The 20,862-nt window shown below is 44.3% G+C and carries 26 protein-coding genes and 1 tRNA gene; 18 read left to right on the top strand and 9 right to left on the bottom strand.

The genetic code is table 11. The annotated features are described in order from the left end of the window. The first annotated feature begins 118 nt into the window (after window positions 1–118). From H591_RS0103960 to H591_RS0103925, 8 genes are all read left to right on the top strand, one after another. Window positions 119–355 (top strand): hypothetical protein, encoded by a 237-nt coding sequence (locus tag H591_RS0103960; RefSeq protein WP_022965651.1) that lies wholly within the window; start codon window positions 119–121, stop codon window positions 353–355. Window positions 356–512: 157 nt separating this feature from the next. Further along, window positions 513–1,169 carry a Bax inhibitor-1 family protein gene (locus H591_RS0103955; RefSeq protein ID WP_022965650.1) on the top strand — a complete coding sequence of 219 codons (657 nt, stop codon included), beginning with the start codon at window positions 513–515 and terminating at the stop codon, window positions 1,167–1,169. Window positions 1,170–1,742: 573 nt separating this feature from the next. Further along, a complete protein-coding gene (locus H591_RS0103945) occupies window positions 1,743–1,991 on the top strand; it encodes a hypothetical protein (protein WP_022965648.1) in 249 nt (82 codons plus the stop codon). A gap of 131 nt (window positions 1,992–2,122) precedes the next feature. Continuing rightward, window positions 2,123–2,719, top strand: coding sequence for a hypothetical protein (locus H591_RS0103940; protein ID WP_022965647.1), 597 nt, complete (start codon window positions 2,123–2,125; stop codon window positions 2,717–2,719). A 103-nt stretch (window positions 2,720–2,822) separates the two neighbouring features. Further along, window positions 2,823–3,608 (top strand): FAD-dependent oxidoreductase, encoded by a 786-nt coding sequence (locus tag H591_RS14795; protein WP_022965646.1) that lies wholly within the window; start codon window positions 2,823–2,825, stop codon window positions 3,606–3,608. Beyond that, entirely contained in the window at window positions 3,605–4,783 is a 1,179-nt protein-coding gene (locus H591_RS0103930; RefSeq protein ID WP_022965645.1) for a c-type cytochrome, read from the top strand. The genes H591_RS14795 and H591_RS0103930 overlap by 4 nt, the downstream gene beginning before the upstream one ends. A gap of 6 nt (window positions 4,784–4,789) precedes the next feature. Next, window positions 4,790–5,026, top strand: a complete 237-nt coding sequence (locus tag H591_RS16285; protein WP_084702557.1) for a glutaredoxin family protein — start codon at window positions 4,790–4,792, stop codon at window positions 5,024–5,026. A gap of 191 nt (window positions 5,027–5,217) precedes the next feature. Continuing rightward, window positions 5,218–5,535 carry a ComEA family DNA-binding protein gene (locus tag H591_RS0103925; RefSeq protein ID WP_022965644.1) on the top strand — a complete coding sequence of 106 codons (318 nt, stop codon included), beginning with the start codon at window positions 5,218–5,220 and terminating at the stop codon, window positions 5,533–5,535. A gap of 247 nt (window positions 5,536–5,782) precedes the next feature. Here the strand turns inward: H591_RS0103925 and H591_RS0103920 are convergent, their stop codons facing one another. Further along, window positions 5,783–7,099 carry a bifunctional DedA family/phosphatase PAP2 family protein gene (locus tag H591_RS0103920; RefSeq protein WP_022965643.1) on the bottom strand — a complete coding sequence of 439 codons (1,317 nt, stop codon included), beginning with the start codon at window positions 7,097–7,099 and terminating at the stop codon, window positions 5,783–5,785. 224 nt (window positions 7,100–7,323) lie between these two features. Between H591_RS0103920 and H591_RS0103910 the strand changes: the two genes are divergently transcribed. From H591_RS0103910 to tnpB, 3 genes are all read left to right on the top strand, one after another. Next, window positions 7,324–7,587 (top strand): YheU family protein, encoded by a 264-nt coding sequence (locus tag H591_RS0103910; protein WP_022965641.1) that lies wholly within the window; start codon window positions 7,324–7,326, stop codon window positions 7,585–7,587. 97 nt (window positions 7,588–7,684) lie between these two features. Continuing rightward, window positions 7,685–7,906: a YgdI/YgdR family lipoprotein gene (locus H591_RS0103905; RefSeq protein ID WP_028244155.1), complete on the top strand. Its 222-nt coding sequence runs from the start codon at window positions 7,685–7,687 to the stop codon at window positions 7,904–7,906. A 168-nt stretch (window positions 7,907–8,074) separates the two neighbouring features. Next, window positions 8,075–9,292: an IS200/IS605 family element RNA-guided endonuclease TnpB gene (tnpB, locus tag H591_RS14790; RefSeq protein ID WP_232362418.1), complete on the top strand. Its 1,218-nt coding sequence runs from the start codon at window positions 8,075–8,077 to the stop codon at window positions 9,290–9,292. Between the two features lie 49 nt (window positions 9,293–9,341). Here tnpB and H591_RS0103895 read toward each other — a convergent pair whose 3' ends face one another. The 3 genes from H591_RS0103895 to dinB form a co-directional block, all read right to left on the bottom strand. Continuing rightward, window positions 9,342–9,914: a DUF3087 family protein gene (locus H591_RS0103895; protein WP_022965638.1), complete on the bottom strand. Its 573-nt coding sequence runs from the start codon at window positions 9,912–9,914 to the stop codon at window positions 9,342–9,344. Window positions 9,915–10,024: 110 nt separating this feature from the next. Continuing rightward, window positions 10,025–10,468, bottom strand: a complete 444-nt coding sequence (locus tag H591_RS0103890) for a YqaA family protein (protein ID WP_022965637.1) — start codon at window positions 10,466–10,468, stop codon at window positions 10,025–10,027. 49 nt (window positions 10,469–10,517) lie between these two features. Further along, a complete protein-coding gene (gene dinB, locus H591_RS0103885; RefSeq protein ID WP_022965636.1) occupies window positions 10,518–11,579 on the bottom strand; it encodes a DNA polymerase IV in 1,062 nt (353 codons plus the stop codon). Between the two features lie 133 nt (window positions 11,580–11,712). On the opposite strand from dinB, the gene H591_RS0103880 reads away from it, so the two are divergent. Next, window positions 11,713–11,789, top strand: a tRNA-Met gene (locus tag H591_RS0103880). A 204-nt stretch (window positions 11,790–11,993) separates the two neighbouring features. Here the strand turns inward: H591_RS0103880 and H591_RS0103875 are convergent. After that, window positions 11,994–12,257 (bottom strand): helix-turn-helix domain-containing protein, encoded by a 264-nt coding sequence (locus H591_RS0103875; protein ID WP_022965635.1) that lies wholly within the window; start codon window positions 12,255–12,257, stop codon window positions 11,994–11,996. 127 nt (window positions 12,258–12,384) lie between these two features. Here H591_RS0103875 and H591_RS0103870 point away from each other — a divergent pair, with 127 nt between their 5' ends. The 4 genes from H591_RS0103870 to H591_RS0103855 all read left to right on the top strand — a co-directional run bounded on the left by H591_RS0103870 (window position 12,385) and on the right by H591_RS0103855 (window position 15,252). After that, on the top strand, window positions 12,385–12,618 hold the full coding sequence (locus tag H591_RS0103870) for a hypothetical protein (RefSeq protein ID WP_022965634.1): 234 nt from the start codon (window positions 12,385–12,387) through the stop codon (window positions 12,616–12,618). Next, on the top strand, window positions 12,611–13,855 hold the full coding sequence (locus H591_RS0103865) for a tyrosine-type recombinase/integrase (protein WP_022965633.1): 1,245 nt from the start codon (window positions 12,611–12,613) through the stop codon (window positions 13,853–13,855). Before H591_RS0103870 ends, H591_RS0103865 begins: the two co-directional genes overlap by 8 nt. Further along, complete coding sequence (locus H591_RS0103860) at window positions 13,842–14,795, top strand: TraI domain-containing protein (protein ID WP_022965632.1); 954 nt, start codon at window positions 13,842–13,844, stop codon at window positions 14,793–14,795. Before H591_RS0103865 ends, H591_RS0103860 begins: the two co-directional genes overlap by 14 nt. 232 nt (window positions 14,796–15,027) lie before the next feature. Then, window positions 15,028–15,252: a hypothetical protein gene (locus H591_RS0103855; RefSeq protein ID WP_022965631.1), complete on the top strand. Its 225-nt coding sequence runs from the start codon at window positions 15,028–15,030 to the stop codon at window positions 15,250–15,252. 58 nt (window positions 15,253–15,310) lie between these two features. Here H591_RS0103855 and H591_RS0103850 read toward each other — a convergent pair whose 3' ends face one another. From H591_RS0103850 to H591_RS16275, 3 genes are read right to left on the bottom strand one after another with little or no spacing between them, the layout of a single operon-like run. Next, the gene (locus H591_RS0103850; protein ID WP_022965630.1) at window positions 15,311–15,718 is read right to left on the bottom strand and encodes a hypothetical protein; all 408 of its coding nucleotides are present in this window, start codon (window positions 15,716–15,718) and stop codon (window positions 15,311–15,313) included. A 46-nt stretch (window positions 15,719–15,764) separates the two neighbouring features. Continuing rightward, window positions 15,765–15,974 carry a hypothetical protein gene (locus H591_RS16280; protein WP_022965629.1) on the bottom strand — a complete coding sequence of 70 codons (210 nt, stop codon included), beginning with the start codon at window positions 15,972–15,974 and terminating at the stop codon, window positions 15,765–15,767. Next, window positions 15,949–16,137: a hypothetical protein gene (locus H591_RS16275; protein ID WP_211219950.1), complete on the bottom strand. Its 189-nt coding sequence runs from the start codon at window positions 16,135–16,137 to the stop codon at window positions 15,949–15,951. Before H591_RS16275 ends, H591_RS16280 begins: the two co-directional genes overlap by 26 nt. Before the next feature lie 621 nt (window positions 16,138–16,758). Between H591_RS16275 and H591_RS0103835 the strand changes: the two genes are divergently transcribed. Further along, window positions 16,759–17,160 carry a hypothetical protein gene (locus tag H591_RS0103835; protein ID WP_022965627.1) on the top strand — a complete coding sequence of 134 codons (402 nt, stop codon included), beginning with the start codon at window positions 16,759–16,761 and terminating at the stop codon, window positions 17,158–17,160. Window positions 17,161–17,398: 238 nt separating this feature from the next. Here H591_RS0103835 and H591_RS16140 read toward each other — a convergent pair whose 3' ends face one another. Next, entirely contained in the window at window positions 17,399–17,728 is a 330-nt protein-coding gene (locus tag H591_RS16140; RefSeq protein WP_028244153.1) for a group II intron maturase-specific domain-containing protein, read from the bottom strand. 445 nt (window positions 17,729–18,173) lie between these two features. Here H591_RS16140 and H591_RS0103825 point away from each other — a divergent pair, with 445 nt between their 5' ends. After that, a complete protein-coding gene (locus H591_RS0103825; protein WP_232362416.1) occupies window positions 18,174–20,702 on the top strand; it encodes a DEAD/DEAH box helicase family protein in 2,529 nt (842 codons plus the stop codon). The last annotated feature ends 160 nt before the right edge of the window (window positions 20,703–20,862 follow it).

The following is a 20,862-nucleotide window of genomic DNA, read 5'->3' as shown; positions in this document are numbered from 1 at the left end:
AATAGATAAGGTCGTCATTGCTTGTGAAATTAAAAAGATACAGTAAGGCGTTCACTTTGAGCTTGGGCCAGCGGTCATTGTTTGCTCCAAGCTCATTAACCTATTGATAGGTGATGCTATGAAGGATCGTCAGAACCCTAATCCATACTTTGCTGGCGGTGTGTACCGGATTGTTTGGGCGGTGGCGGGTCTACTTTTTGTAGGTCTGGGAATCTGCGTTATGTTCTACGGGGTGGTTGGCTTACCCATTCGCATCGGTGCAGGCGCATTGCTTACTCTGCTTGGTGTTGATGCGCTGTGGTCATCGTTTCAATTGAAGCAATCTTGGCTCGCTAAAGTTTTTTTGTTTATTTGATAGACTGCCATCGTTTAAAATTTCGTTGCGCTAGGTGGGTTTCGCGCGGCTTAATTCCAGCGCTAGCATTGTAAAAAGTACTAATAAAATAGAGCGTCACGAAAACTATAAAATAATTTCTGGTGAGCTTTGCTCCGAACTACAGTGAGTACTAAACATGGAAGTCGAAGTATTTGATAGAAACAGCACTAGCGATCCAATTATTGGTGCAGCAGCGTATAACTTGGTGATTGGCTTAACTCTAGCCTGGGGTTTCGCTATCAACTGGTTCATGGTGACCAATATTGACCCTAAGTCGATAGCCAATATAAGCCCATGGGTGTTTTTTATCGGCTATTTTGCGTCCTGTTTTTTTGGTATTTACCTGTTCAGTAAGTCCAATAATCCACTGGTTAGCTTTGTTGGTTATAACTTCGTTGTTGTGCCATTTGGCCTCATTATTAATTTGGTGGTCAGTCGCTATGATGCAGAGCTGGTCTCGGAAGCGATTAGAATTACCGGTTTAGTGACGATTGGCATGATGTGTCTAGGCACGATTTTTCCTGAGTTTTTCAGAAAAATATCAGGGGCGCTGACTATCGCCTTACTCCTTGTCATCGTGGTGGAGTTGGTTGAGATATTCGTGTTTGGAATTCATCATGGGGTTCTTGATTGGATCGTAGTGTTAATTTTTTGTGGATATATCGGCTACGATTGGGGACGTGCCAATCAAATACCGAAAACCCTCGATAATGCGATAGACAGTGCTGCCGCGCTGTATATGGACATAATCAACTTGTTTCTGCGTATCTTAAGAATACTTGGGCGTAAATAAACTTAAAGAAAACCAAACAGTTTGCTCATAATCGAGCTGTTTGGTTTTTTGTTTTTAATTAGGAAAAGAATGTTTACTTATCAACGGCTTGATTTTATTGCTGACTCTTATATACCAGTATTATTTTTTATCTCATTGTTTATATTTGCTGTGGATATTTTCAGAAATGGCTTTAAGAAACACTGCCTTCAGCTTGGCTCAGTTGTGCTATCGGTGCTTATCGTCTATTTGGTAATGGCGGTCGATAATCGATTTGAAATATGGCCAAAATTTGATCTTGATTACAGCACTCATACTGCTTTAGCACTTGTGTTTGTCATCTTCTTGTCTTCACGAGGCACGCTTGCTTTGACGTTATCCGTGCTGTCATTCGTGCTCTATATAGCGCTAATGATTTATCAGAAGTACCATACGTTCGACGATATATTTTCGACTGCTTTATTTCTCGCGCCGATCTTTTGCTTATTAATATTTAGTGAAGTAATAAGGAAACGCTCTAGTAAGAAAATGGATCTTCAGTAAAACTTAAAATTGTGCTGTGAACAGCGCTAAAAACTAAAAATGGAATGCAGTATGAATGAATTGATTTTATATCTTGGTCTTGCGGTGTTTTTTATTGGCGGAATTGGTTTCCTTATTGCGGCCTTCAGGACAAGCATTTTATGGGGCCTTGCTGTCTTGTTTATTGCTCCAGTCGCCATCGTGTATTTAATTGTTCACTGGCAGGATGCTAAGGGGCCATTCAAAATACAGGTGATTGGTTTTGTGATTATGCTGATTGCCGCGTATATGAATGGTGGATTCAGCTCTGCTTATCTATAAAATGTTGGTCTGAATAAATTACACTATTCTTGTAACACTGATTTTTCGAACCCCACAAGCAGCAGCGGTGCAGGGCTAAATATGTTTAGTATTGCGCTGGGTCCTAAGCCTTATCTAAAGCTGAGTTATTCATGAAAAAACTAATTATTTGGCTGTTGATCATTGCTGCCTGTTGGACGTTTTATAACCGCAGCGGCCAGGTTGAACTCGGGCCTGGGGTGATGGCTCCTGCAGTACCTATACAGCGAAATATAGATGCGCCGATAAGTCATCGTATAGATGACTACAATATTAGCGAGCTTGCGCAGTTCGATATTAAGGCGAAAGTGCTCGCAAAGAAAAACTATCATTTGGGTCGAGAGGCGGATCTGTCGCCCACTGACTTGGCGCTCGGCTGGGGCAATATGTCGGATGAGCGTATTCTTGGGCAGATTAAAATTTCCCAGTCAGGTCGGTTCTATTTTTGGCGGGTTGATTCGTTTCCAATCCCGCGCAATGAAATAGAAACAAGCAGTGCCAATATGCATCTTATTCCTGCTAACGAATCAGTAAAAAGCACCATCAAGAAAATACGACAAGGTGATCTGGTCGAAATATCGGGCAGTCTAGTCAATGTGATCTCCAACAATGGTGATTGGCGTTGGAGTAGCTCGTTGACTCGAAATGACACGGGCAATGGCGCTTGTGAGCTGATTTGGGTGAAAAGTCTGCGTATCGTGACGCCATAGTCGATTAAAGCTGTCGAGTTTAGGACTCAGCCGACTCAGCACTGTACTATGATGAATATCAGCAAGATTTAATTACAACCAGCTTGATAAGCCTGAGCATAATGTGCGTTTACGTCTCAGCAGTACCGGTTTACATGCGCAAAATATTACTCTTGAAGATGGCAGTGCTGCGGTTGATGTGGCCTACATTAACCAGCAGCAAGTGCATCGCGTCCGCGCTAAGCAAGCAGTGATGGCCGGTTACAACATGATGATCCCGTACATGGTGCCTGAAGTGTCAGAAGCGCAAAAAGAAGCGCTGCTGCAGAATGTTAAAGCGCCGCTGGTGTATTCCAATGTGGTGATTCGTAACTGGCAGACGTTTATGAAATTGGGCGTGCACAATATCTACTGCCCAACAGCGCCGTATTGCATGGTTAAACTCGATTTTCCGGTGAATATGGGTGGTTACGAGCATCCAGACTCGCCAGATAAACCTGTGGTACTGCACATGGTGTATGTACCTAACTTAGCTGGCAGTGCTTTACCTTCGCGTGAGCAATCGCGTAAAGGACGTTCGATGTTGCTGGGTATGTCGTTTGCAGAGCATGAAAAAATCATCCGTGAACAACTGCAAGACATGCTGGGGGGTGTGGGCTTTAATCATGAAGAAGACATCATTGCGATTACTTTGAACCGTTGGTCGCACGGTTACTCTTACTCGGTCAATACGCTGTTTGATGATGAAGACGAAGCCGAGGCAATCATTACAACGGCACGCCAGCCGATCGGTAACATCACCATCGCCAACTCTGATTCAGATTGGAGCCCGTATGCGCATTCTGCCATTGAGCAGGGTATACGTGCGGTTGATGAGTTAATTGCCATGCAAGCTGGAGGTGCCCAATGAGCCGCTCAACCTTAGCTATAACTTCATTACTTCTGGCTTTGTCAGTACCTGCGGTGAATGCGCAAGCTTCAGAAGGCGAATACATTGCAACTTTAGGCGACTGTGTTGCTTGCCATACGAGTAATAGTGAGCAACCTCTCGCTGGCGGTATGGCGTTCCCTACGCCCGTGGGTGACGTGTATTCAACCAATATCAGCCCGGATAAAACCCATGGCATCGGTAATTACACGCTAGAAGATTTTATTAAAGCCATGCGCGACGGAGTTGCCAAAGAAGGTCATAATTTATACCCAGCGATGCCTTACACCTCTTATGCAAAAATGCGTGATGAGGATTTGGAAGCCTTGTATCGCTACTTGATGGATGAAGTAGAGCCGCAAGCGGTGGCGAATCGTCCTACGGATATTATCTGGCCTTTGAGCATGCGTTGGCCTTTAGCTGTGTGGAAATGGTTCTATCATGACGACAGCCAGTTTGAGCCTGATAACAAACAAAGTGATGAATGGAATCGTGGTGCTTACTTAGTTCAGGGTGCCGCTCACTGCGGTACTTGCCATACCCCGCGTGGTTTTGCCATGCAAGAATTGGCGCTCGATGGTGCAAATGGCAATTATCTAAAAGGCGCTGAGCTTGATGGTTGGTACGCTGGTGATATTCGTGGCGATCTGTATAGCCAAGAAGAGATGGTGGCGTTACTCAAAACTGGCCGTAGTGATAAGGAAGCTGTGCTTGGCCCAATGGCTGACGTGATTACCCACAGCAGTCAGCATTTCCGAGAAGATGATTTAAACAGCATCGTCACTTACGTGAGAAGCCTCTCGACCACGCCTGTAAGCGCGCCAACGCAACTGGCGCAAGCCAGCGAGTCAGCGAAAACAGATTATAAAATGTATTGTGGCACCTGCCATGGCAGTGACGGTGTAGGGCGCGATCATATTATTCCTGCGTTAGCTGGCAACAGCACTGTGCTTGCTGATAATCCCGCGAGCTTAGTGAATATCCTTTTGCATGGTGGTCAGACGGCCACTACCAAAGCGCACATTGGCTATAACATGCCTGCTTATGATTGGAAATTTAATGATCAGCAAGCGGCAGATTTGCTTAACTATATCCGTGCGTCATGGGGCAACCAAGGCGCGCCTGTCAGTGCACAAAACGTTAAAGATCAGCGTTAATACTGAGTGACTGGCAATACTGTACGGGTAGGCATTGCGCCTGCCCGTATTTGTTTGAGGGTGCGCTTGGGTTGTTATTGTCTGTATGCCACTTTTTGGTGTGGTTATTGCGCTAAAACCCGAGAGCTGCTCAATAAAAATGGCATTAAGTACTTTGAATATGATGTGGGGAAATCAACAGAGGGCAGGGAGCAACGTAAAAAGCTGGGTGGCAACGGTGTTCCTGTTTTGGTAATCAATTGAGATGTAGTCAAAGGCTACAAACCCAATAAAATTTTAAATTTAGTGAGTAAGAAATAGAGTCTTTCATGTTTCTTTTTGTGTTCTAAGTCACGAATTCACGTTTATATTTGACAGTCAATATTTAAAGTCTATTTTGATATTCGTAACCAATAAAAACCTCTGTAAATATTAAAGCACAAGGAAGGTGTTCTATGCGTAAATATATTATTAATTCTCTGATGGCTGCTGTTCTCAGTGTTAGCAGTGTTGTAGCAATTGCCGCTGAAAGCAAAGCAGCACCGTCAGCGCAGCTTGTTGCAAGTATTGAGCAGTCAGCAGTGAATATAAACTCTGCTGACATGGAGACGCTTGCACGCGAGCTCAATGGTGTTGGCTCTGCTAAGGCACGCGCCATTGTTGAGTATCGAGAAGCCAACGGCGCTTTTGCTTCTATTGATGAGTTGCTGGAAGTAAAAGGTATTGGTATGGCTATTCTTGAAAAGAACCGCAATAAACTATCAGTTAAATAATATTAAGTTTTATTTATTAAGGATGATAAATAATAGGGAGTGGTAAATATTAATTGAAAATCATCAGGATGATGAAAAAAAGGATTTATTTAATTAATAGATTTAGCGTATTGCATCACAAGGAGTGGTGCCTTAAAGCAAGGATGCTTAACATGGAAGTTGCCATGTGAAATATCACATGATCAAATTTATGGATAAAAGAAGAAGGGATGACATGACGTGAAGACGTGTCATCCCTTCGTTATTTTTAATAAGCATACAGTTTTAAGGCTAAATACAGGTTCCAACTTACCAGCACTGTAAATGAAACCAAGAGTACAGGTAGGATCATTAGCCAATGTCGCTTGGATAATGCTGGTATGGGCTGTTTTATTTGTGTTATTGCAAGGCTTGCAGAGCAAATCAAACTGGCTAACAGCGCGCCGGCCAAGATATCGGTAGGCCAGTGTGCGGTTAAGTACACTCTAGATAAGGCAATACTGGCGGCAGGGATGAAGGCTGCTAATAGCCAGATAATTCGCCAGCGCTGCGGCTGTTGACGACTCGCTAGCACGCCGAGCACTAGAAAAAAAGCAAACCCAGAGGCGCTGTGACCGCTTGGAAAGCTAAAGCTTTGTAGTGGTTCCAGTAGGATTGAGGGTCGAGCTCTTTCAAAATAATGCTTGAGTAGGTAATTGCTCACGGCCGTGGTGATGAGTGTGGTGCTGGTAAAAAACAGGGCTTGGAACTGTTTAAACAATAGCAGTAGGGCGCAGAGGATAAAACTCACGGTGATTTGCGTGGAAAAATCGCCTAAGCGGGTTATTAAAACCATGGTTTGATCAAGCCAAACAGTGCGGATCAGTTGGCTAAGGTCATGCAAGTACAGGTCAAATACTAATAAAGATGACCAGTTCAGCATTAAAACAACGAGGGTTAAACCCGATGCTACCGCGCTTACGACACTGGCTGTACGCCAGCCTCGTAAGCAGGCCAAAACACTGACTAACACACAGCCAGCGATGCCACTGGCGACCCACGCCGTTTGCTGCCAAAAAAGTTCTGGTGGATGCAGCTCAAGAGCGGCCCCGACCATCCAGCCAGGCAACAGATAAGCGACTGCCCATCCTGCTGCTGCAAATAGACTCACGACCACGAAGCGAGTCAGCGGCATCGCCAGCATGCCTGCGACCAGAGGCAATACAGGACGTAGCGGCCCAATAAAACGGCCAACTAACAAGCTTAAAACACCATAACGTGCAAAATGCAGTTCAGCGTTAATCAGCCACTGCGGATGATTACGAATGATGGGTAGCTGTGGCACTTTATGCTGTAAACGACGGCCGAGGGCATACGATAAAATATCGCCAGACAAGCCTCCGAGCCAAGCTAGCAGCAGGACGCTGGATAAATCTAGAGCGCCATTGCCCGCTAGCACTGCAAGAGCAAAGAGTAAGACCACACCGGGTAACAGAATACCGACTAAGGCCAGGCACTCTAATAATGCCACAAGAAAAATAGCTGCCCCGAGCCAGTAGCTGCTGCTAGCCGACCAGTGTAAAAGTGTTTGTAAAAAGTCATTCATTGAAAGTCGCTTAGTCATTAAAAAAGTAAAATAGCCGCCGATGCAAACCATGCCGATTCAGCACACAGTTGCTCACGTTAATAGCGATTGGCGTTACTCAGCCATGCGGCATTATATCGTGGTGCAGCTTACACATTTTGAATTTAAGCTTGGCTCACACGCTTTACCCGTGCCGCATGCTGGGGCATGTTAAAGTGCTAGTCCATGTCAGGCATGAGTTTTCTATGTTAATTCCTTTTGAACAGATTGAAGCCGATACATTAACGCGCTTAATCGAAGATTTTGTGACCCGCGATGGCACTGATAATGGCGATGAGACGCCACTGCACACACGTATTGAGCGTGTGCGTCATGCGCTTGATAAAAAACAGGCGGTAATTGTCTTTGATGTGGAAAGTCAGCAGTGCCAGCTGTGTTTAAAGCGCGATGTGCCCAAAGAATGGTTGGCTGATTTAGAGATGTTGAGCGCGCAAGACTCTGCAGAATAAGGAATATAGAGGTCTGTAAATATTGTTTTGAACTTGTAGAGAGCTCATGCAGTCATATTTTGTGACGAATACATAATTACCATGGAGATAATTTATGATGAGTAAAAAGTACCTGACAGCTTTATTTGCCGCTGCATCTTTTTTAGCATTAGCGGGTTGTGCATCACCAACAGTGATGACCTTAAAAGATGGTACTCAGATACAAACCACAGATAAGCCAGGTTTTGATGAGGACAGTGGCTTCTACGAGTTTGAGCAAATTGATGGTAAGCCAGTTCGCATCAATAAAGATGATGTTCATACCATTAAGAAAATGTAAAACAACAGAGCAAGCATGCTGCGTATATCCAGCATGCTTGCTCTCGTTTAACAAAGATTCCGCAGAGTTCCCCCACCTCTTAGGTGGTGGGATGAATGTGGTGCAGGCGCTAGCCTGTTGTCTTATGAAGCCTTTGCATTACAGCAGGCTACTGGCATTATATACAGTATGAGTGCATGCATACTAAAAGCCTATAAGTACAGGCTCTATCCAAACACTGAACAGCAAGAGTTTTTTGCTAAGTCGTTTGGTTGCGCTCGCTTTGTTTGGAATAAAATGCTTCACGATAAAATCGAGCATTACGAAAAAACCAAGACCACGCTGAAAAACACTCCCGCCCAATATAAAAAAGAGTTTGAATGGCTTAAAGAAGTGGGCAGCTTGGCGCTGGCCAACGTCCAGCTTGATCTACAAAAAGCCTTTCAGAGCTTCTTCAAAAGCAGTTTTGGCTTTCCTAAGTTCAAGAGAAAAGGCATTAAGGACAGCTACACCACCAACAACCAAAAAGGCACGGTGGCTGTTACCAGTCGCTCAATTAAACTGCCTAAAATCGGTCTCATCAAAGCCAAGATTGACCGAGAGATTAATGGCCTGATCAAAAGCGCCACGGTATCCAAAACCCCAGCGGGTCGATACTTTGTCAGTGTACTGGTTGAAACCATTGCGCAGCCTTTGCCTAAAACCAACAGCAGTGTCGGCATTGATTTAGGCATAACAGACTTTATTGTTTTATCAGATAAAACCGAAGTCGTTAATCCTAAGTTTCTAGCCAAGTACGAAAAGAAACTGGCGCGTGAACAAAAGATTTTAGCCAAGCGCAGGGAGGTGGCTAAAGCCGCCAATCGTAAGCTGTCTGAAAGCCGCAATTACCAAAAGCAGCGATTAAAAGTTGCCAAGGTGTACGAGAAAATAGCCAACTGCCGTAAAAACTTTCTGCACAAAACCTCATTCAATCTCATCAAAAACCACGATGTGATTGTTATTGAGGACCTGAATGTCAAAGGCATGGTAAAAAACAGACGTTTAGCTAAAGCGATCAGTGATAGCTCATGGTCAGAGTTCGCCACGATGCTGACTTATAAAGCAGATTGGTATGGCAAGCAGCTGGTCAAGATAGACCGATGGTTTCCATCCTCTAAGACCTGCTCAGGCTGCGGTCATGTTCTTGGCAGGGGTGAACTCACCCTCGCCATACGGCAGTGGCAATGCCCGAGTTGTAACGCTGTCCTAGATCGTGACTATAACGCCAGTATCAATATTCTCAATGAAGGTTTGCGCTACTTGCTATCCATTACAAAAACCCTCGGTGCGAGGGAGTTAGCCCAGTCAATTTGCATAACCTCTGATGGAGTGCAGCGCACCCCATCAAGTCTGTGCATTACCTAGGAAACCCCCATTTCTAAAGTGGTGGGTAGTTCATTCTCTTGCTACGAAACTACTTGGCTTTAACCGCCTTAATCCAAACGGGATCCAGCGCCTGCTGATCGCTGTCAATTCCGAGTTCTTGCATGCTCTGTTTATGAGCATCCGCTTCGTAGACGATCTGACTGATTTCGCTGGTATTACCATCGAGTTGATGCATTTGGATCAGACCTAAATGATAAAAACGTAACAGCTTCATCGCGGCAGGATTGCGCGCGGCAACACCGTCAGTGACATTGTGCATGACGTTGGTGATGCTCATTAAGCTACGTTTGAGCTGCCAGCCATAGACGTTAGCCGCCATCCAAGGTTGTTTGCTAAATACCAAGCGCACCAATGCGGCGGTAATCACAACGCCAGCGGCAACGCCTGCTACATTTAAGCGGAAATTATCACCGCCGGCTTCGCCAAAAAACATCACCAGTAAGCTGGAAATTAACATCGCCAGCGCAACAAACATCGCAATGATAATCCAGGTCGCCTTGCGGGTTTGCTGACGATATTCTTCAGGTTTAATGTCAGCCAGCTTAAATAAAATAGCGTCATTTTTTGCACTGACTGCAGATGGAGGCGTTTGCTTGGACATAAGAAAAATAAGGCTCAGAAAGGTAAACGTTGCGTCATCATACAGTAGCAGCCTGTCATCCTACAGTCACAACCGCTACGGCGATGGGCTAATCACGCGCTGCTGATCTGTTAAGGGTTTAGCAAATACAACGTCACATAGGCTAAGACAATATAGCGGCTGGTTTTGGCGATGCTCACCAATAAGGTAAAGCGCCAAAAAGGCTCGCGCAAAACACCGGCAATTAAAGTCAATGGATCACCAACAATCGGCAGCCAACTCAGTAATAAGCTCCAACGGCCGTAGCGTTGATACCAGTGCTGTGCGCGTTCAAGCTGCGCTGGCGTGACAGGAAACCAACGGCGAGCTTGCCAGCGTTGCAACTGCGTACCCAGCCACCAGTTAATCTGCGAGCCGGCTATATTGCCTAGCGAGGCCACCAGCACCAATGAGTACACCGCGCTGGGTTTAAAGGTCAGTAGAGCCACCAGCGCTGCTTCTGATTGCATTGGCAGTAAAGTCGCGGCGATACAGGCCGATAAGGCCAGTCCGAGATAACTGATCCAGCTCAGCATGGGTCAGCGTCTGATTTCGGGTTGATTAAAAGAACAGGTTTGAAAGCACTCACTGGCTAAATAGCTCCAACTGCACGGCATCTTGTTGTTGATCCAGTAGGCGTACGCCAACCCCTAGTAAACGCACCGGTTTGTTACCGCGCATAAAAGCTGCTGATAACAGCAAGCGGTAACTGTCCAGTTCAAGAGGCGCCCCGGATTGCTCAATGGTGGTCTGGGTAAAGTCGTGAAATTTTATTTTCACAAAGGGCTTCTCTGGGCGGTAACTGTCATCCAAACGCTGTTGGCGGCGAGTTAAATCTTCGAGCAGGCTAGGGAGTTGCTCCAGGCAAGCGGCTAAATCCGGAAGATCCTTATCAAAGGTGTGTTCGACACTGACGCTTTGCCTGCGGCTGAAGGGCTGCACTGGGCGATCATCAATACCGCGAGCCAATGACCATAAGCGTTCACCAAAGCTGCCAAAAGCCTTGGCAAGGCCGAGTGGACTGTGTTCACGCAGTTGCGCGCAATCATTGATTCCCATCGCGGCCAGTTTTGCCGCCGTGACTTTGCCGACGCCATGGAGTTTTTTGACCGGCAGGCTTAATACGAAGTCATCCACCTGATCTGGCGTGATCACAAACAAACCATCGGGTTTGCGCCAGTCTGAAGCAATCTTTGCTAAGAACTTATTCGGTGCAACACCAGCCGACACCACCAAGCGCAATTCTTGCCAAACACGGCTGCGAATCTCTTTGGCAATTAAGGTGGCGCTACCTGAGCATAAGGTGCAGTCAGTTACATCCAAAAAGGCTTCATCTAAAGATAACGGTTCAATGCAGTCGGTGTAGTCGTGCAAGATGCTGTGGATCTGCCGTGATGCCGTTTTATAAGCATCCATACGCGGTTTAATGATGACCAAGTCAGGGCAGAGTTTAAGTGCGCGCGCAGACGGCATGGCGGAATGCACACCCCAAGAGCGTGCTTCATAGTTGCAAGTCGCAATCACACCGCGTCGATCGGCCGAGCCACCCACGGCCACAGCACGGCCTTGTAGGCGCGGATCATCGCGCATTTCAATGGCTGCATAAAAACAATCAGCATCAATGTGAATTATTTTTCGCGAACTCAAAACCTCTGTAACCCCTATGCGCCGTGCCTATAGAGACGCTAGCTTAGCACTAGAGGGCTCTAAGTCGGGCGTTTTACTGAATTTAAATACAGTAATCGTTTGACAGGGTTCGAAAAGACGCTATACTTTGCGCCGCGGGATGGAGCAGTCTGGTAGCTCGTCGGGCTCATAACCCGAAGGTCGTAGGTTCAAATCCTGCTTCCGCAACCAGATACTAAACCCCTAACTTTCAATAAGTTAGGGGTTTTTTTATGCCTGTATACTTTTGCTCAAAACAGGCATAAATCATCTCCGTGCCCTAGCCGTGCCCTGTGCGTGCCTTTTTTGAACAACCTGATTTTTAGCGTTATCGGATTCTGACCGTAAGTCTTTTTAAGGCACACACATTTTTAGCGCATGCTAACGACACTTAAGCTACTCGTTTTTATCCTTCTGCTCTTCAGTAACATCATCCTCAATATCTTTAATATGAGTTACTAACTGCTCAACGCTGCAGTCAAAATAATTACAAAGCTTGTCGAGATTATCAGTCACCGTGCTGTGTCCTGGGTGATTAATTATTTTCGACAATGTCATCCTGTTTATTCCTGTCTCTTTAGAAATTTCTCCAATCGTAATCCTACGTTTCTCTGCAAATTCTTTATCTGCAATAAGCTCTTTCAGGTGAAAGCGAATCATTAAATTATCCTTTGATAATAAAAACTATCATTTGACGCTTGCTATTATCATCAAGCTAGGTATATTAATGCTCATGCGATAACAAAAGTTATCAATTGATTATTAAATCTGGATTGAGGATGTTCTCATGAATAACACATACCTGACAACTGAAGAGCTTTCTGAACGCATCAAATACGATGCTCGGACTATTCGTCAGTGCTTGAAAGACAGCGTCCTGTTAGAAGGTAAACACTACATTCGTCCGTTTGGCGGAAGGAAGATTCTTTACATCTGGGAAATTATCGAGCGCGACATGCTTGCAATGGCTCGCAGCAGCTTAGCTATTCCAATGGCAAACGGAGGTGTTTGTAATGGCTAGTGTACGAGCGCGTTCAGACACGAAAAAGCTCTTTATTGACTTCAACTACCAAGGCGTAAGATGCAGGGAGCAAACCTTGCTTGTTGACTCTGCTCGCAACCGTAAGCAGTTGGAAACGCTTATTCAACGAATGGAGGCAAAGATACTGGTTGGAAACTTTGATTACGCAGGTTTCTTTCCGGGCAGCAAAAATCTGAAGAAGCTTGAAGATGCTGGCGTAATTCAAAGTAGTGAGCAGTGCGCTAATCTAGCTGCAAATAATACCCAAGCTAGTCATACGCCGCTCTTCTCAGAATTTGCAGACCAATGGTTTATCGAAATGAAAATCCAGTGGCGCAGTTCACACACACGTAATGTTGAGTCCATTATTGAAAGCTCATTGAAGCCAAGCTTTAAGAACAAACGCACAGGCGACGTTACTAAGGCAGACATTCTTGAAGCTCGTAACCAAATGGCACGGCGTAAAGGTCGTGGTGCTAGCGGCTTAATGTCCTCAAAGTCGATTAACAATCACATGACCATTTTGCGGATGATTTTGACTGAAGCGGCTGACAGGTATGAATTTGAAAACCCGTTCCGCAACATCAAGCCTCTCAAACTGCAAAAGGTGCATATCGAGCCTTTCTCGCTGACAGAAGTGGAATCGATTCTGCAAACTGTCCGCGAGGATTACCGCAACTATTACTTGCTTCGTTTTTATACAGGCATGCGTACCGGTGAAATTGACGGTCTCAAATGGGAGTTTGTTGATTTTGAAAGACGAGAGATTCTAGTGCGTGAAACGCTAATCAATGGCGAGACTGAATACACTAAAACAAATGGTTCTCAGCGTGAAATACCGATGTTTGGTCCTGTCTATGAAGCACTCAAAGCGCAGCATGCAGCAACAGGCAAGCTGAGTAAGTTTGTATTTTGCAACAGTGAGGCCAAGCCACTTGATCATAATAATGTGACTAAGCGCGTCTGGTATCCACTGCTGCGAGCACTGAATCTGAAAAAACGTCGGCCCTATCAGACACGGCACACTGCGGCCACGTTACTACTTGCTTCTGGCGAAAACCCTGAGTGGGTTGCACGCACCTTAGGGCATTCATCAACTGAAATGCTGTTCAAAGTGTACTCACGTTACATTCCAAATCTGACTCGTATGGATGGCAGTGCCTTCGAGCGCTTAATCCAGAGTCGTGTCATTGAAGAAGTCGTTGCCAGCGAGGAGTTAACTTATGAAACTGAATAATCTGCATCCAATAGAGCATGCAAGCTTTAGCGGTACCTTCCGTCTAACTGGCAGAGTGGCTTCATTTGACGATGACGGTATTCCTTATCTGCGCCTACGACTCAGCAGTTGTGCGAATGATTATATCGCTCTGGCCGTGATTGACTCTTTAGTGATCCCTGAAAAACTTGGACACATGGAGTTGGTGACGGTCAAAGGACAACAACATGCAAGCATGGATGGCGATGTCATTCTACTCAATAAAATGCACCGTCCAATGCGGCGGGACATTGCCCTGTTGCCAGCCCTACAGACTTTGCCAAGGCTTGCTTGTCCAAAACCAGAAGCTCTTGATAGATTGGTAGTAGCTGTTCGCTCACTCAAGTTCACAGCCCTACAAGTCTTTATCAAGCTTGTACTGGAGCGGCAGCGTAGCCTTGAGGTTTTTCTCAAGGCACCTGCTAGTAAAGGCTATCACCATAATGAAGCTGGCGGCCTGCTTGAGCACTCTCTGGAGGTCGCGCAGAATGTGCTCAGCATGATTCAAGTTAATGAGCCGGAAATGCCAAGAGTATTGCAAGAGATAGGCTTCGTAGCGGGTCTACTGCACGATATCGGTAAAACCTATACCTATGACATTAACGGCAACCAAACTGCAGCAGCGCGCCTGTGTGACCATGCCGATCTAACGCTTGAAGCGTGTGCACAAGGTTTAGCTTACTTAGATCAGATTGCTCCTGAAGTAGCTCTGACACTGCGTCATATCTGGACTTGCGCTTCTCCTGGCGCACGTTACGGCACCACGCCAGCAATGACACTAGCGCGTTATGTGCGTGATGCTGATGGTCAGAGTGCTATGGCTGATAACCAGCGCATAGCGTATAGACATAGACCAGCAGCAGGATTTGGGCGGTTAGGTAAGAATGTTTACTGGATGCCGTCAGCTCAAGCGTATGGCTGATACGGGTAGGTACACTTCTATTTTAGATCCGCTTGTCAGTATATCCAAGCGGATCATTGCTATCAAACTAATAGGTAGAGTAAAAAGCCAACGTTTCTAGGCATCTGAACTTATCGTGCTTCATTGAAGCACCATTTTTCAGGCCAGATTAATAAGACTACCGGAACTACCGTGGAAAACTCGGTAGTTGGTGTATTGCTCGATAACACTGTTTTGAATATGCGGGGCACACATGCAAAGTAAAATTAAACGTCGGGTCACAAATGCAGCTATTCGGCATCGTTATAAGACCTTAGCCCGAGCTCGCATAGGACAAAATATTATTACTGCATCTACGAAAGAGCAAAACAAGGTCGGCTTGCCTTTTTCAGAGGTGGATCTGCTCAACGGACTAAACGCCCATGGAGCGCACGCAGATGAGCTTGCGCAACTTTCTGCCACTGAAACTGATTTTTAACGACTCAGTTTGTGCCTCATAAAACCGTTTTCACTGCCATAGACCCGCTAACTCTTTATCAGTGAATTGTATGTCGTAAAGAATCAATGCACCTGAAAGTCTCATGTAGCGATACAAGGTCACCTTGAGCCATGACTTCTAGCGGAGAGCGGCCATTAAAAAAATGGTTATCGTTTCTCATGCCCGCGAAGCCGTATACGTTATCTGGATTGTCGAAGATTGAACGTAAAGCGCTATGTATATTCAGGACGAGGCTGATGCGTTGTATTACATCAGCGTCAAAGCTGGTTGACCAATCCGTATCTTCTTTGCTTTCAACGCTAGCAAAAGTACTAGCTGAAATACGCAGAACTGAGGATGTTTGCGTCACGCTAGCACCCCACTTATCAAGAATATTGATCGCAGTACGCAAACCGATTACGCTCTTATTTTCATTAAGCTCCCGTGCCTTATCTGCTACAAACATAACTTATCGCCCTCAGCCACTTATATCCTGAATATTTAAGCACATCTCAAAAATAGGCAACTGCTTTTATTTTTGCAACAACTGTTTGCTGCACATTACGACTTGAACGGAATCCAAAACTGTGTTCAGAAAAATCAGGATCGAAAATAGCCGTTAATACTTGGGCAATGGTTTGTTGGATGACGCAATCAGTTCCCAGCTGACGAGTGCCGCCATCTGGTTTAGCTATTTCAATACGCCTTACCGGTAAGGCCATCGATGCCAGCGGCCCCTTTATTGGCTCGAACACGTTTCCATGCCGCAGAGAGGTTATCTTCCTGCAGCACGTGCTCGAATAGATCGTTGCTAAAGGCTGGCTTCATATCGCTACGCTGAGTCACGTCATCGCCGGACGGCGTTCGTGTGTTCAAGTGTGACAAGGCTCCTCCTTTGTTCTTAATGTTCAGGCCTTCACCGTGTCCCAACCATTACGATGGGCGTTTGGCTACTATGCCGTCTGCTGACTTCTGCTTAATCACTCACAGAGTTGCCTCTGTTCGCGCTATCGGTTTGCATCTAATTCGCTCTCCAAGGTCGATACATTCCTTAGAGCCAAGGCACTTATTAACCAGAGCCTCACTGGTGGATTACCGATCGCTTGTTAAGCAGATCTCCCCAGATAAGAGCATGTACTGTCACTGCACTGCTGCATCATTTACGGTGGCCGTTAGATCACATGGCTTCGTTGTCTTGTGCCAACTCGCCTTCAGCCTACGCCTCATATGATGTTTTTGTTCATCAGCTCGCAGCTTTGCGTCCGGCTTCCTCCAGACAGATCCTCGCGGAACTGCCCTTGCCATTCGCTAGTAGTTAACATCTAATAACGATCATAAATCGCTAAGGATGGTGACCTTCCTACAGAGGACTTTCACCTCATTAGTTCATGCCCATGCTGGGCGTACACAAGAAATTGCAGCGGACAAGCCGCTGAATGCGGCGTTATAACTTGCCACCACCTATGCGTGCCACAGCTTATCGAAGTGAAATAATGAAGGAGAAAAATGAGCTACATAATAAATGATATTCTCTGGTGGAAAATATCGCTCCTCGGGTTCTTTAATGGTTGGCTTCCAGGCTTATTAACCTTCTTACTGGGATTGTTGCTTTCAAAAATATCCAGCCGACGAAAATTAAAAAATAATTTAAGAGAAGCCCTTCTAAGTATTTTTATTCCTACATTTAATTTGGGGCGCGAAATATCAGAGCCACAAATACTACAAGCGCTAACCGAGTTGCGAGTTACTACGAACACGTATAGGCAAATATATCCAAAATTACTTAACGATCAAGCTGCAGAAAAATTGAATGCAATATGCAATAAAGGGCTTTACGGCCAGAATGGTGAAGTTTCAGAAGAGCTAAAGAATCCACAATTAATAATAAATATTATAAAAGCATTATAGGCTCTACCGAAAGCATGCGGGCGCGCTGAATATATTTAATCACTTTGCTGCAAGTTATAATCGGGTAGCCGAGGGTTTCTAGCCCTCAGCCCCACAACAGCCTGCATGCGGCTCCGCACAGGGCGTTTCACTAAGAGTGATGAAACTTAATCCAGCCATCGCGTAATTCGTATAGACCTTGAGATTTTAAGTAAGCATTTGATAACGCCTGATTAATTCCCGGAGTTTTAGAGCTACGTCATGGGCCTTTGCTGGTAATACCGCATGCAACTGCAGCTTGCATATAAACGCCTAGTCGCATTAAGTTTCTTACTTTCGTGCGTGGCTTTCGCCACTGTCGCCAATAGGCCATTCGAACCCTGCGCCGGATCCAATGATCCAGCTCAATGCCGTGCTGATAGCCACTGGCGATACCAAAGTAATTTATCCAACCGCGTAAATATTGATTGACCTTAAACAGCTGGTATTTCATAGGCATACCCCAGTTAAGATTCGTGAATTTGCGAATACTCTGCTTAAACTTCAGCAGCGTTTTCGGATGCCAATGAATGCAGCAAGGTTGATACATTCCTTAGAGCCAAGGCACTTATTAACCAGAGCCTAACTGGTGTATTACCGATCGCTTGTTAAGCAGATCTCTCCAGATAAGAGCATGTACTGTCACTGCACTGCTGCATCATTTACGGTGGCTGTTAGATCACGTGGCTTCGTTGTCTTGTGCCAACTCGCCTTCAGCCTACGCCTCATATGATGTTTTTGTTCATCAGCTCGCAGTTTTGCGTCCGGCTTCCTTCAGGCAGCGCCTCGCGGAGCTGCCCTTGCCATTCGCTAGTAGTTAACATCTAATAACGATCATAAATCGCTAAGGATGGTGACCTTCCTACAGAGGACTTTCACCTCATTAGTTCATGCCCATGCTGGGCGTACACAAGCGTAAACACTTAGTCCAATTTTCCGTTTCACTCCAAATTATCTAGTGTTGCGGGCGTTATATTTCTATCGATAGGGAGCAAATGATGGTCGACTTTAAGAAAAGGTTAAAAAAGAAAGACATTGTAAAAAAACTAAATCCTGTAGAAATTTATGACTCTTTGGATCGGAGAAGCGAAGCTGGGCCACTTAGAGATTCTCAAGAAAAAATTCTAACTAATTGGTTTGCAACCCGAGTAGAGAATAAAAACACCATAGTAAAACTGCATACAGGTGAAGGAAAAACTCTAATAGGTTTATTAATACTGCAATCAAAGATCAATGCGGATAAAGGGCCTGCTGTATTTGTTTGCCCTAATAAATATTTAGCAGAACAAGTTAAATTAGAAGCGAGAAAATTTGGAATAGCTTACTGTGACTTCTCAAAAGGAAGAGATTTACCTGATGAGTTTCTGCTGGGGAAAAAGTTGTTAATTACCCATGTTCAAAAAATTTTCAATGGGAAAAGTGTTTTTGGTATTGGTAATAAATCAACTATTGTTAATTCAATAGTCCTCGATGATTCACATGCCTGTATTGACTCAATAAAAAATGCTCTAACTATAAAAGTAAATAAAGAGCACGGTCTTTATAAGCAACTTCTTAGTATTTTCGAAGAGGATATAAGCAACCAAGGAGAAGGGAGTTATCTAGAGATTAAAAGTGGTGATTATAATACGATGCTTCCTGTTCCTTATTGGAGTTGGGAAGATAAGAAAGATGATGTTATAGCAGCTATTCTTGATCATAAAGATAGCAGTGAAGTTGCGTTCGTTTGGCCTGTCATAAAAGACCAGTTATCTAATTGCCAGGCTTTTATATCTGGTAATAGTCTTGAAATATCACCTAGCGCTATGCCTATAGATTCTTTCGGTAGCTTTAGCCGTGCCGAACATAGAATACTAATGTCAGCTACAACACAAGACGATTCATTTTTTATCAAAGGTTTAGGATTCGATATTGCTTCTGTAGAAAATCCATTAAGTAATGGAGTTCTGAAGTGGTCTGGTGAAAAAATGATTTTATTGCCATCTTTGATCGATGAAAGATTAGATAGAGACTCAGTGATAAGCTGGCTATTAAAGCCAAATAAAGAAAGGCAGTTTGGCATAGTTTCTTTGATACCAAGTTTTAATCGAAAACAGCAATATGAAAAAATTGGCGCTCATGTAGCGACCTCTGATAACTTATTTGAATACGTTCAAAAACTTAAGAATGAAAATTTTGAGCATGCTTTAGCTTTCGCAAATCGTTATGACGGTATTGATTTGCCAGATAATGCATGTCGAATCTTGATTTTGGACTCTAAACCTTACTTTGATTCGTTGTTAGATCGTTATGAGGAAGATTGCAGATCAACTAGCGACATTATTAATATAAGAGTCGCTCAAAAAGTGGAACAAGGTTTAGGGCGAAGTGTAAGAGGTGAGAAGGATTATAGCGTTATTATATTAGTTGGAGGTGATTTAGTTAAGTTTGCAAAAAGTCCCCTGACATCAAAATATTTTTCTCCACAAACAAGAAAGCAAATTGAAATTGGAATGCAGGTTGCTGAATTTGCAGTCGAAGACTCCAAAGAGGTTAACTCATTTCAGACTTTAGTTGGTCTAATTCAACAGGTTTTGTCTAGAGATGAAGGCTGGAAAGAATATTACTCTGAAGAAATGGATCAATTAGAGGAAACCGAATATAGTCATACCATATATCAAGCTTTAGAGCTTGAATACAAAGCAGAAAAGCAATTTTCTATTGGCGAATATGATAAGGCTTGTAACTTCGCTCAAGAACTGTGTGATAAGTTCTCCTCAGATGATTTAGAAAGAGGGTGGTATCTTCAACTGTTAGCAAGATACAAGTATCGAACAAGTAAAGTTGATTCAAATGCATATCAGAAATCTGCCTTTCAGAAGAATTTACAACTACTTAAGCCTAGAGATGGTATTAGCTACAAAAAGCTTGAATATATGAATCAGAATCGTATTAGTCGAATTAAAAATTGGATTGAACAACATGCTGGTTATGAAGATATGATGCTTGCTGTCGACGGTATGTTGCAAAACCTATCTTTTGGAATGCCTTCTGAGAAGTTTGAATCCTCACTTCAGGAGCTTGGTGTTGTAATAGGTTTCTTGAGTCAAAGGCCTGACAAAGAAATTAAAAAAGGCCCAGATAATTTATGGTGTGGCGTAGATGACTATTTCTTTTTACTTGAATGTAAAAATGAAGTCTCAGAAGAGAGAGCTGAAATATCAAAGCATGAAGCGGGGCAAATGAATTCTCATAGTGCATGGTTTGAAAGCGTATACGATAACAAACCATGTAAACGAGTATTAGTTATACCAACCAAAAAACTATCTTATCACGGTGATTTTACTCATGATGTAGAAGTTATGAGGAAGAATGGATTGAATAGATTAAAGTCTAATGTTAAGGGTTTGTTTAAAGAGTTTGCTAAACTCAATATTCATGAAGTATCTGATCAAGAAGTACAGCGGTATATAGATGCACATAAGCTTGATTTGAACAGTTTGAAAGATATTTACACAGAAAAATATACTAAGGCTAGTAAATAAAACAATCGGGTAGCCGAGGGTTTCTAGCCCTCAGTCCCCACAACACCCTGCATACTGCTCCGCACAGGGCGTTTCACTAAGTTAACCCAACCATCGCGCAATTCGTACAGGTTCTGAGCGTATAGAGCGGCGCTATGTATAGTTGTTGTTGCTAGGCAAG

It is taken from the genome of Denitrificimonas caeni DSM 24390, from assembly GCF_000421765.1.
Taxonomy (GTDB): domain Bacteria; phylum Pseudomonadota; class Gammaproteobacteria; order Pseudomonadales; family Pseudomonadaceae; genus Denitrificimonas; species Denitrificimonas caeni.
This window is presented reverse-complemented; position numbering and strand designations above follow the sequence as displayed.